We start from the raw sequence: 11738 nt of genomic DNA on the forward strand, positions 1-11738 counted from the left end.
GTCGCCTCTTCGCGGGCTTTGAACGTCTAATGGCTCTGACGATCGGCTCCCGCATACGCTCACCTTTTCGCCCCAGCGGGTCTGCCAGCGGTTCCCGTACAAGCTCACTTATATGCTCCTGAAAAGACTCACCTATCGTAAAGCGCAGGCAGAAAGCTTTGATTTACAGCCACTTAGGATGCATCGCAAGCCGTCGCACTAGGTCGGTTGCGTCCCGAAAACCCTCACCCTTACGGATCACCGAGTCGATCGGGTCCCGAACTAGCTCACCTATGGAGCGACCAATCTGCCTCAGCGGTGCGTTTCTGTCGTGATAGACCTTAATGCCCGTCAGCCCGGAATAGGCTCCATCCAATAACGCGCGAGGTCCCGAAAAGGCTCACCAAGCCCCTGCAGCCGCCCTGTCCAGCGACTCGCCTCCTAAATCGGCTCCTGCAAAGGCTCACCTTTTGGGGTTTCGAAGCCCCAAATGCAAGCTTCGACGAGATCGGCCATTCCTCAACGCGCGGCACGTTGGGGCAGTGCTCCCGCAAACGCTCACCTTAGCGGCTTGAGCACACGGCAAATACGGCAGAGGGCGGTCCGCTTCCCGAAAAACCTCACCGGCGGTCGGCATTCTTACCTGAATAGCCTCACCATCAAGTGAATTCGGCGATTTTTCGGCGTAATTTGCGGTCAAACTGACCTTCCCGTAATCGCTCACCTTCCGGGACGGAGACACGGGATGACAACTCAAGCCCGCAAAGGCTCTGTGCGCGGGCGTGTCCCGGATCTCCTCACTCATCCAAAACGCTAGCGCCCCGAATCCGCTCACTACCTATCCCGATGGTCCTCACGCATGATCCCGAAAGCCGTCACCGCGGCGCCCTGCAACGCCTCACCATGTATCCCGAAGCATCTCACCTAATGGCTCTGAAACCCTTGCTGCGTAAGGCTGTGGTAGAGCGTTAACGTTTTTAATAAGGTTCAAAGGTGTTAACTTTTACTACTCTCTAGAAGCCCCGCGAGCTTCCCATCACAGAGCATCCAACCAACCTCAACATGTCCATGCAGCGAAGCACACTGGTCCGCAGATCGTGAAACATCTCCAAAACGACGGCGCACAGAAAAAACACTTTGGGGACAACTATTTATCGTCGGCACCTAAACACGTTTCACAGAAATCGACTATAACTCTGGTGGATTTGCAACTGTTATGTCAGCTCGCGCTAAAACTACCGAATTGGCACAGTTTACGAGTAATTCTGTCTTTCCCGAAACGTAAAGCGTTATGATCGATACGCTCAACGCATCGATAGACTATGGACACACAACTCCGCGATACTCTCCGCCAAGAGCTCGACGCCATGCGCAGCGCTGGTGCGCGTCGCCAAGAACTTTCGCATCATGCCTGCAAACGCCTGTTTTTTGATTTAGGGCTGCGTCCCTCGGTCACTACCGTGCGCGAATTGACTCAAACGGGCAGCGCGAGCGATATCCCTCGCGATATCGAATCTTTCTGGGAAACAGTCAGGTCGACGCTGCATGTCCGCGTGGAAGCCGGCGAAATTCCTGACGCACTACGCCAGCGCGCAGGCGAATTGCTCGCTGAACTGTTCGTAGAAGCCCGTCGACACGCCGATGCCGCGCTGAGCGTGGACAGAGCCAAGGTCGATGCAAGCGTGGGGGCCGCCCAGGCCGCAACCCGCGATGCCGAAATCCGTTGCCAGGCCATCGAGCAGGCGCAGCGGCGCGCCGAGCTTCGTGCGGAAGCGGCCGTCGCACAGATTGCCTCGCTGGAGGCAGAGCTGAAGGCCTCGCTTGCCCGCGAGTCGCACGTGCAAAACGACTTACGCGACGTCGTCACGCGGCTGGAGGCAGAAAACAGGGCGCTGTCCGAGCGCATTGCCCGCGAACAGGCCGATGCCGCGCGTCTTCGCGATCGGATCGACGAACTACAGAGCGAACTGCGACACAACACCGAGCATTACGCCCAGCAAATAAAGGACGCCGTGAAGGACGCCGAACGCCGCGTCAAACCGATGCTCGTCGAGCTCGACTCACTGCGCGGCATGGCCGCAACGTATCAGACGAAGGTGCGAGAAGCTGGACAGAAGGAATTCGATTTCCTTCAACAACTTAGTGCGGCACAAACGCGTGCGAACCGGCTGGAATCGCAGGTGCGGGAGCAATCCGACGAGATCGACGCACTGACGCGTGAACGCGATGCGCATCGCGTTCGGGTCGGCATGAGCGCCGAGGTGGGCGGCCTGATCGCGTCGCTGGCGCTGGACGGCCGGCTGACTGCAGCCGAAATCGAGACGCTTGGCACGCAAGTCGACGCGTACGTCGCTGCGCCGCTGGACTGTCCGGCCTGCGAGAGCGCCGAACCGGAATTGCAGCGGCACGAAGACGAATTCGAACTGTCGTGCCCGAACTGCGAGCGAAGCTCGGGTGCGGTGGCCTCCAAGCTGGCTGCGGTACAAGCGTTCCTGAAAACAGCGGCCGTGCGCGCCTGATCCGTACCGCTGCGACGGTCGCCGCTGCCGTCAATGCGGAAGGTGAGCGTTTTCGGGACCCGAATTGTCGTCCGTATCCGCGCGGGCGCGAGCAACATCGCGCTCCCGTATTTGCTCACCCATCCACTCTTGCCAAGCCCGATGCAGCCGATGAACCGAGATCGATTGCTGAAAGCCTAGCCACTGGCCGACGCGCTCCGGGTCGGTGCCATCGTCGAATAATTTAGCAGCGTACGTATTGCGCAGCGTCTGCGGACTGGCGCGTGCGACCCGCGATGCCGCGATGCCGGAAGCCGCCACGACGGCATCGATGGCGCGCAGCATCGTCGCCTTGTGCATCGGGCGGCCGGACTGCGCCGCCGGGAACAACAACGTGCCCGCGAGCCCGACCGCCTTGCGTTCCGCGATCCAGCCGTCAAGCAACTCGACGGCGAACGGTGCCAGCCGCGCCTGTCTGATCAGCAACGGATTAGACGCGTCCACGGTGACGTACGGCGCACCGGGCGCGTAACAGTCGACGGTCAGCTGCGCCGCCTCTCCCGTTTTCACGCCCGCCCCGAGAAACGCGGCAACGAGCGCCCGATCCCGCCGCTCCCTCCAGCGCTGGCCGGTCGCCAGGTCTCCGAGCGGAGAATACAGGTGCGCGATCAGCACCGCGCGTTCGTCGTGCGTCAGAAATCCGGTTGGCTCGTTATCGCGCGCCTTGCGCCAAGCAGCATCACCGTCCTGCGCGATGAATCGCGCGGGATTCGTTGCCGCCGATTCGACCTCACGCACATAATCCAGCACACGCTCAATCAATCGCAGATAGCGCATGCGCTGCGGGCGCCGGATATCGAGCTGCGATATGAATTGCTCGATGACGGGTCGTTGCACCGCATGCAGCGTCGTCCGTTTCGCGCTCAGCCATTCGAGGAAGTTTCCCCACTGCGCGCGATAGACATCGGCCGATGAGGCCCGGAAGTCCTGCTGGGCGAGCCATGCATCGAAGGCGGCGTGCGGGTCGGCCTGCCAGTCGGCGCGGTGTTGGTCGAAGAGATCGGAAGTGTTCGGCATGGTGTTCGAGAGGCGTCTGACAGCGCCGTATTGCGTTGGGCAAAGAGTCGGGCTTCGTGCGGCCGGCGTCAAGAGCACACCGGCGGGCAAATGTGTCGAAGTGTCAGAAGGATTGTGTTGCCGCGTACGCACTCAATCGTCTACTGTCTGGGCGGAAGCTTCCGTTCGATATAAGACCGAGAGCAGCGAGGGGCGATCGATGGTGCATTCACGAGACGTTCAGTCATGGCAGGAACGGCGTGCCAACGGACGGGCCGCTCGACGGCGCACCTCGCGCGGCGCTCACGCAATGATTGGAAACGTTGATCGCGACCCCATCGCATTGCTGCGGGTCAGCAGCGAACGACGCGTCGCGACGTTGGTTCCGCTGCGCTACGGGCGGATGCTCGCATCGCCATTTGCGTTTTATCGCGGCAGCGCGATCGTACAGGCGCACGATCTGGCCGGCACAGCCGATAGCGGCATTACGATCCAGATTTGCGGCGATTGCCATCTCGCCAACTTCGGCGGCTTCGCGACGCCCGAGCGTACGCTTATCTTCGATCTCAATGACTTCGACGAGACCGCGCGCGGGCCTTGTGAGTGGGATCTCAAGCGCCTGATCGCAAGCTTCACCGTCGCAGGCAGACACCTGGGCATGGGCGACCTGGCCGCGGACGAACTCGCGTACCGGGCCGCCGAAAGCTATCAGCGGCACATGCGCGAGTACGCCGAGATGGGTGTGCTCGATCTCTGGTACGAGCGGATCACCTTTGCGCAACTGTACGGTCTGGTTCAGAGCGACGCGGCTCGACGCCGCATCCGTCGAAGTATCGAACGCGCGTCGCGCCGAACGCACGACAGTGTGCTGCCGAAGCTCGCAGACAAGCACGGCGATGGCTGGCGCATCCGCGATGCGCCGCCGGCCGTGTTTCACATCCGCGGCGAGAGCACGCTGATCGACCGCGCGGACGAGTGGGCGGCGCTGTCGGGCGATCGGGCGACGCTTCTCGGGTCGCTGATGGCGGACTACATGACGTCCCTGACGCCGGAACGCGCGGCGCTGCTTTCGCAGTTTCAACTGCAGGACGTTGCGTTCAAGGTGGTCGGTGTCGGCAGCGTCGGCACGCGCTGTGTGGTGCTGCTTTTCACGGATCATCATGGCAGGCCGCTGTTCCTGCAGTTGAAAGAGGCGTCGATGTCGGTCGTCGCGCGCTACACGCGTCCACACGGAGCCGCTCCGGAAAACAAGCACGATGGACAGCGCGTCGTGCACGGGCAACGCCTGATGCAGGCGGCCAGCGATCCGTTTCTCGGTTTCGCAACCGGTGCGCTCGGCCGCACGTTCTACATCCGTCAACTGCGCGACATGAAGCTTTCGGTCCAGATCGACACGTTCGACGACGAAGCCCTGCGCAGTTACGCCGCGCTATGCGGCTGGGCGCTCGCCCGGGCGCACGCGAAGGCTAGCGGCCTTTCGCTGGAGATATCGGGATATATCGGCAACGGCCCGCGTTTGCCGGAAGCGCTCGTGTCCTATGGCCGCGCTTACGCGGATCAGGTCGAGAAAGACTACGAGCGATTCCGCCGCGCATGCCGAACCGGGGAGCTGCACGCGCGCACCGACGCCGATATGGCCGCCGACTTCGCCGTCTGATGGCGTCGCTCGGCGGCCAAGTACGCGCGATCGAGCCGTATCGACGCCTTAGTGTGCAGCGATGGAAAGTTTCGGTTTGCCCTGCCGGGCGGCGCATTCGTAGGCGTCGACTGCAAACGCAAAAACGGCAGGCAACGCGTCCGACGATGCGACGTCGACGACATCGTCGGTCTCCGGGAACTGGAAACCGTCGGGCCGAGCGAAGAGTTCGCGCAGCGCGGCCTCGTGCCGCCCGGCGAACCCAAGGTCTGCAACGGCTTCAGCCTCGATCGCGTGCAGCAGCCGCCAAGTGAGCGGCACGCCCTTCTCGATATAGCGCCCTGCGATCTGTCGCGTGATGCGCTCGAGGTCACGAACCGCGCGCTCGAACTGCTTCTTGCTGAGATGTTCGCCATTCGAATCCATAGTCACCCCTTCCAGCGGTCTCTTAGTACTGTATAAATATACAGTACTAGCTCCGATGAAAATAGCGTCGCGCCGTTCGATCGCCGTGTATGTGCGATTCCGCCTACGTGCGATTCAGACATCCGCTGCTACGCGGGTGCGCCCGGGAGGCGCATTCTAGAGCCATGCTTACGCGACATCCCGCGTCACGATGCGGGCATCTTTAACGTAGCATCGCGCGCAGCCTAAGCGCGAAACGAAAGGAGAAACAGGATGAATAAGGACCAAGTCGAAGGCGTTGGCAAGCAGGTGAAGGGGAAAATCAATGAAGTCGTCGGTAACGCAACCGATGACCCGGCGCAGGAAGCCAAGGGCGACATGCAGCAAGCAGCCGGGAAGATCCAAAAGGGTGCCGGTGATGTCCGCGAGGATCTAAAGGACAGCGTGAAGAAGAACCCGTAACGGGGTTAGCGAAGCGGCAAACGTCGCTCCGCGTATAACGGGACGCCCAGTGGCGTCCCGTTTTTACTTCTTGGCGCGCACCGCTCGACTTGATGCGCATAAAGTTCCGCGGGCTCGCAGCCTGGCAGTCAGCCGGCTCAACCGTGAATGACCACCAACAGCGCCTTCGCTTCTGACCTGCCCGCATTTCGGATGGCGTGTCCGTCGTCCGCGGCGTAGCGTGCCGTCTCGCCTGACTTCAGACGTCGCGTCGTACCTGACGCCTCCACTTCGATTGTCCCGTTCAGGACCGTCACGTGTTCTCGCGTGCCCGGTTCGTGCGCGTTCGATCTGAGCGCGGCGCCCGCCTGCAAGGTAAGTTCGTACCATTCGAACTTGCCAGCCAGTTCGATCGGCCCCCAGACGCGCAATTGATACCCTCCGTTATCCCCACTTAGCGTCGGGATTTCGTGCGGACCGGCCACGCGGATCGCTTCCAGCGGCCGTTGTTGCGCGAACAACTGGTCGAGGCTGATGCCGAGCGCATTTGTCAGTCTCCACGCGACCGCTATGGTCGGATTCGCCTTGTCGCGTTCGATCTCCGACAACATCGATTTGGACACACCTGCTGCCCGCGACAGGTCATCGAGCGTCAGTTTTCTTTCATTTCGCAACCGTTGAATCTGCTCGCCGACGCGCGGCGGCGCCGTCACGGACGATGCTGGTTCTCCGGTCACCTGCGCAGAGCGAACGCTTGCCATGACTTCTTCGATCCTTTACAGTGTTCGGCATATCGGAAACGTGTTCGAAATATCGAACACGTTCAATGCGATGCATGGACTATAACAGGGCTAGGGGCTGCACACCGATTCCCGCAATCAAAGGATGCTGCTGATGAACGACCGATTTCTGAGACATTTGAGCGAGACCATCGACGAGATTCGCGCGGCCGGCTTTTACAAGACGGAACGCGTAATTGCGAGTCCGCAGTCGTCGGATATTCGGCTGGACAGCGGAGCAGAAGTGCTTAACTTCTGCGCAAACAACTACCTGGGACTGGCGGACGACCCGCGTCTCGTCGAAGCCGCGAAGGCGGGACTCGACGCGGACGGCTTCGGGATGGCGTCGGTGCGCTTCATCTGCGGTACACAGACAGTGCATAAGCAGCTGGAACGCGCGGTCGCGGACTTTCTTGGAACGGACGACGCGATTCTTTACTCGAGTTGCTTCGACGCGAACGGTGGCCTGTTCGAAACGCTCATGACTGACGAAGACGCCATCATCAGCGATGAACTAAATCATGCGAGCATCATCGATGGCGTTCGTCTCTCGAAGGCTCGACGGCTGCGCTACAAAAACAACGACCTCGCTGACCTCGAAGCGCGTCTCAAGGAAGCCGATGCCACAGGCGCGCGTTTCAAGCTGATCGCGACGGATGGCGTCTTCTCGATGGACGGCATCATCGCCGACCTCGCCGGCATATGCGATCTCGCCGACCGCTACGACGCGCCGGTGATGGTCGACGACTCGCACGCCGTTGGATTCATCGGCGAAAACGGACGCGGCACGCCGGAGCACTGCGGCGTGTTGGATCGCGTGGACATCATCACCGGGACGCTCGGAAAAGCGCTGGGCGGCGCATCGGGCGGCTACGTCGCCGCGCGAAAGGAAGTCGTCGAACTGCTGCGGCAGCGAAGCCGGCCATATCTTTTCTCGAACACGCTTGCGCCAAGCATCGCCGCGGCGTCGCTGAAAGTGCTCGAATTATTAGCGAGCGACGAAGGCGCCGAATTACGCGAGCGCGTCGGCGCGAACGGTGCGCGCTTTCGCCAGGCGATGACCTCCCTCGGCTTCGACCTCGTGCCCGGCGAACATCCGATCATTCCGGTCATGCTCGGCGATGCGCAAGTCGCATCGAAAATGGCCGAGGCATTGCTCGACGAAGGCGTGTACGTGATCGGCTTCTCGTATCCCGTCGTGCCGAAGGGACGCGCACGTATCCGCACACAGATGAGCGCGGCTCATACGCCAGAGCAAATCGATCGAGCGGTGGACGCGTTTGCGCGGGTAGGACGGGCGCAGGGCGTCATTCGCTGAGGCCTTTATGCGCATAAAGTCGGCCGACCTGACGGACGGCCAAAGTAGTGAATGAGCAACCTTCTGGAACGCTAGCATGAAAGCCCTTGCAAAACTCGAACGCGCACCCGGCCTTACGTTGACCGACGTACCGCGTCCGGAAGTCGGCCACAACGACGTCCTCATCCGCATTCGCAAGACCGCGATTTGCGGCACCGACATCCACATCTGGAAGTGGGATGACTGGGCCCAAAAAACCATCCCGGTGCCGATGCACGTCGGGCATGAGTATGTCGGTGAGATCGTCGAGATCGGGCAGGAAGTGCGCGGGTTCTCCATCGGCGATCGCGTGTCGGGCGAAGGTCACATCACGTGCGGCTTTTGCCGGAACTGCCGCGCTGGAAGGCGTCATCTCTGCCGCAATACGGTCGGCGTCGGTGTCAATCGCGAAGGCGCTTTCGCCGAATACCTCGTCATTCCCGCTTTCAACGCCTTCAAGATCCCACCAGACATCTCCGATGACCTCGCCGCGATTTTCGATCCCTTCGGCAATGCAACCCACACGGCGCTTTCGTTCAACCTCGTTGGTGAGGATGTGCTGATTACGGGAGCCGGTCCTATCGGCGTGATGGCGGCGGCTATCGCGCGGCATGTCGGCGCGCGCAACGTCGTCATCACCGATGTCAACGACTATCGACTCGACCTCGCGCACAAGATGGGCGCCACGCGCGCCGTCAACGTAACGCGCGAAAGCCTCCGCGACGTCATGCACGAGCTTGGCATGACCGAGGGTTTCGACGTCGGCCTTGAAATGTCGGGCGTGCCGAGCGCGTTCACGTCGATGCTCGAAGCGATGAACCACGGCGGCAAAGTCGCGCTGCTCGGCATTCCGCCCGCTCAGACCGCCATCGACTGGAATCAGGTCATATTCAAAGGGCTTGAGATCAAGGGAATTTATGGTCGCGAGATGTTCGAGACCTGGTACAAGATGGTCGCCATGTTGCAGAGCGGCCTGGACTTGTCGCCGATCCTGACGCACACCTTCCCGGTCGATGACTATCAGCGAGGGTTCGAAACGATGCTCTCCGGCAACAGCGGCAAGGTCGTTCTCGACTGGACTGGCGTTTAAGGTCTACTTGGCGTGATGCTTCGCCGGACGTCGCACACGCGAATGAGTTTGCGCAGCACATGTCCGGGCCGAAGAGGTTCTCGGCCTAACGCGCGCAAGCGCGCCTGAAACCCATCGCAACCACGCACGCCTGACGTCGCGCGGCCGCCGCCCGCCTCACTCGCGCCCCTTCTCGAACTCCGCCTGAATCGCGACGTGGACATCATCCCCGACCGCCGGGTACCACGTCGTCAAACCGAACTGCGCCCGGCTGAAATGCCCATCGGCGGAAAAGCCCAACGTTTCCTGCTTGGTGAGCGGATTGACGGCGTGACCGTTGAAAGTCACGTCCAACGTCACCGGATGGGTCGTGCCGCGAATCGTCAGGTCGCCGGTAAGCGTGCCGCGATCCTCTCCCGTCCGCTGAAAATGCGCACTGGCGAACTCGATCTGCGGATAACGCGCGACGTCGAACATATCCGGTCCCTTCAGCATTCGATCCAACAGCGGTACGTTCGTATTGACGCTCGACGCATCGATCGTCGCGCGCACGGTGCTGTCGTCCATGCCGCGAGCGCCCCAGTCGAGCTGTGCCGTCGCTTTGTCGAAGCGAATCACGAACCGCGAATAATGCAAATGGTCGATGTCGAAGCTGACGTTCCAATGATGCGGATCGAGTGCATACCGCCCCGCGGGCACGGTCGATTCGCTCGTGGACACCCGATGCGTGACGACCTGCAACGGCGTGCAGCCGGAAAGAACCAGCGCCAGCGACGCCAGCAGACTCAGCAAGGAGATAGTCGATTTCATCGCGCGATACCTGAAAGTCAGCCCACCGATACGCTCAGTTTCGCCGACAAACGGACTGCACGCAGAAACGACCGTCACGCCATTTTCGCAAGCGCACACGAAGATGACGTGATCAGGTAGAGTTCGCCTCGATTTCATCTTTAAAAGGGCGCCATGGCATTGCGCGATGGCGGAGAAACCCATGCGCTTCTGGCAGTCGCTTTCGCGTTCTCGACCGATCCGCCTCTGGCCCGCCGTGGCGGTGTCGCTCGCCTTCAGCGCGCTGTCGTGGGCGCCATCCGCCAACGCGGCCTTGTGCGACGATGGACTCTGGGTCGACGCGATGATCGGCTCGCATCACTTCCATCCCGACAAGCATTTCGAGCAGTTCAACCCGGGCATCGGCGCGGAATGCTGGATCGCTCCGCAATGGGCGGTGACGGCGGGCTACTTCCGGAACTCGCTGTCAAAGCCCTCGTTCTATGGCGGCGGCATATGGGCGCCCGAATTCCTGCATTGGGGATTTTTCCGGCTCGCCGCGATGGGCGGGCTCATCTCCGGTTACGACTATGGCCGCTGGGGCATCGGACACGATCACATGGTCGGACCGGTTGCCGCACCGCTCGTCATGCTCGCGTATAAGCGTGTGGGAGCCAACCTGATCCTGATTCCGCCTATTCCTTCGAGCGACCTGCCGTTCACCATCGGCTTCCAGGTCAAAGTGAGATTCTAGAATCTCCAATCGATCAGGAAACCGAACTATTAAAAATTACTGCGGCATCCGCTCACGCAACAATTCGATAAACCGCTCCGCCATCGGCGACAGCACGCCGCTTCGACGCGTCACCACGCCGAAGGTTTGCGAAGGCGATCGCATGCTCACCGGAAGAATGCGCAGCATCTTGTGCTGCGCGAACATCTCGGCAATATCAGTTGGTAGTACTGAAACAAGATCCTTGCTCTGGTTGAGCAACGCAACGGTAACGAAAGTGGAAGCCGTCGAGATGGTGTTCCGCGGCATGCTCATGCCCGCAAGGTCCATCTCCCGCTCCAGCAATTCGCGCAACGGCATCTGGCTCGGGTAGGTCACCCATCGGCAATGGGCAAGATCGTGCATCTCGATCGGGCCTTTCGATCTGGCCGAATGCCGATATCCCACGACCACCGAAAGCGGTTCATCCGCCAGCTTGACGTATCGATACTTCGAAGGCTGCGCACTCACCGCCGATCTGCCGATGATCAGATCGAGATGGCCGTCATCGAGTTGCAGCAACATGCGCGCGCTCGTGTCCTCGACGATTTCGATCGATACGTTCGGCAGCTCCGCTTGCAGCGCTTCGAGCGCAGGCACGACGACTGCCGGTATCGCGCCCATGATCGCGCCGATCGCAAGCCGGCCGCCGCGTCCTGACTGAATCTCGTTGATGTCCTGACAAAGCAGTGTGAGATCCGTCGTCAGCAGACGCGCGTATTGAATGACGCGCCGGCCGTATTGATTCGGGATCATGCCGCTTGCCGATCGCTCGAAAAGCTCGGCATCGAACATCGTCTCGAGTTCGTGCAGCGCCTTGCTCGCCGCCGATTGCGTGACCGCCATGACAGCCGCCGCCTTGTGCAGCGACTTGTGCTCGTCGAGCGCAATCAGCAATTGCAACTGCTTCATTCTGAGCCTCGACAGCAGCGTCTGGACGGTGTTCATCAGCGAGTAGAAAAAGTGATCGGGGGATGGAAACAATTCAATATACAGGCT

At 60.9% G+C, this 11738-nt stretch carries 11 protein-coding genes; 6 read left to right on the plus strand and 5 right to left on the minus strand.

Translation table 11 applies throughout. The annotated features are described in order from the left end of the window. Positions 1 to 1301: 1301 nt before the first annotated feature. Positions 1302 to 2498, plus strand: a complete 1197-nt coding sequence (locus AB6804_RS13770) for a DNA-binding protein (RefSeq protein ID WP_370886899.1) — start codon at positions 1302 to 1304, stop codon at positions 2496 to 2498. A gap of 30 nt (positions 2499 to 2528) precedes the next feature. Here AB6804_RS13770 and AB6804_RS13775 read toward each other — a convergent pair whose 3' ends face one another. Continuing rightward, positions 2529 to 3554, minus strand: coding sequence for a tyrosine-type recombinase/integrase (locus tag AB6804_RS13775; protein ID WP_370886900.1), 1026 nt, complete (start codon positions 3552 to 3554; stop codon positions 2529 to 2531). Positions 3555 to 3753: 199 nt separating this feature from the next. Here AB6804_RS13775 and AB6804_RS13780 point away from each other — a divergent pair, with 199 nt between their 5' ends. After that, positions 3754 to 5190, plus strand: coding sequence for a DUF2252 domain-containing protein (locus AB6804_RS13780; RefSeq protein WP_370886901.1), 1437 nt, complete (start codon positions 3754 to 3756; stop codon positions 5188 to 5190). A 48-nt stretch (positions 5191 to 5238) separates the two neighbouring features. Here the strand turns inward: AB6804_RS13780 and AB6804_RS13785 are convergent, their stop codons facing one another. Beyond that, positions 5239 to 5595 (minus strand): DUF2471 family protein, encoded by a 357-nt coding sequence (locus AB6804_RS13785; protein ID WP_035962849.1) that lies wholly within the window; start codon positions 5593 to 5595, stop codon positions 5239 to 5241. 252 nt (positions 5596 to 5847) lie between these two features. Here AB6804_RS13785 and AB6804_RS13790 point away from each other — a divergent pair, with 252 nt between their 5' ends. Continuing rightward, complete coding sequence (locus AB6804_RS13790) at positions 5848 to 6036, plus strand: CsbD family protein (protein ID WP_035962850.1); 189 nt, start codon at positions 5848 to 5850, stop codon at positions 6034 to 6036. A 137-nt stretch (positions 6037 to 6173) separates the two neighbouring features. Here the strand turns inward: AB6804_RS13790 and AB6804_RS13795 are convergent, their stop codons facing one another. Beyond that, positions 6174 to 6776, minus strand: coding sequence for a helix-turn-helix domain-containing protein (locus AB6804_RS13795; protein ID WP_370886902.1), 603 nt, complete (start codon positions 6774 to 6776; stop codon positions 6174 to 6176). Between the two features lie 133 nt (positions 6777 to 6909). On the opposite strand from AB6804_RS13795, the gene AB6804_RS13800 reads away from it, so the two are divergent. Further along, a complete protein-coding gene (locus AB6804_RS13800; protein ID WP_370886903.1) occupies positions 6910 to 8112 on the plus strand; it encodes a glycine C-acetyltransferase in 1203 nt (400 codons plus the stop codon). A 76-nt stretch (positions 8113 to 8188) separates the two neighbouring features. Further along, positions 8189 to 9220, plus strand: a complete 1032-nt coding sequence (tdh, locus tag AB6804_RS13805) for an L-threonine 3-dehydrogenase (RefSeq protein ID WP_370886904.1) — start codon at positions 8189 to 8191, stop codon at positions 9218 to 9220. Positions 9221 to 9376: 156 nt separating this feature from the next. Here tdh and AB6804_RS13810 read toward each other — a convergent pair whose 3' ends face one another. Then, complete coding sequence (locus AB6804_RS13810; protein WP_370886905.1) at positions 9377 to 10009, minus strand: YceI family protein; 633 nt, start codon at positions 10007 to 10009, stop codon at positions 9377 to 9379. A 181-nt stretch (positions 10010 to 10190) separates the two neighbouring features. On the opposite strand from AB6804_RS13810, the gene AB6804_RS13815 reads away from it, so the two are divergent. Further along, positions 10191 to 10721 carry a hypothetical protein gene (locus tag AB6804_RS13815; RefSeq protein WP_370887040.1) on the plus strand — a complete coding sequence of 177 codons (531 nt, stop codon included), beginning with the start codon at positions 10191 to 10193 and terminating at the stop codon, positions 10719 to 10721. A gap of 36 nt (positions 10722 to 10757) precedes the next feature. On the opposite strand, the gene AB6804_RS13820 is transcribed toward AB6804_RS13815, so the two are convergent. Then, complete coding sequence (locus AB6804_RS13820; RefSeq protein ID WP_370887041.1) at positions 10758 to 11690, minus strand: LysR family transcriptional regulator; 933 nt, start codon at positions 11688 to 11690, stop codon at positions 10758 to 10760. Between the last annotated feature and the right edge of the window lie 48 nt (positions 11691 to 11738).

Origin of the sequence: Caballeronia sp. RCC_10 (genome assembly GCF_041360715.1) — a bacterium.
Classification (GTDB): Bacteria; Pseudomonadota; Gammaproteobacteria; order Burkholderiales; family Burkholderiaceae; genus Caballeronia; species Caballeronia grimmiae.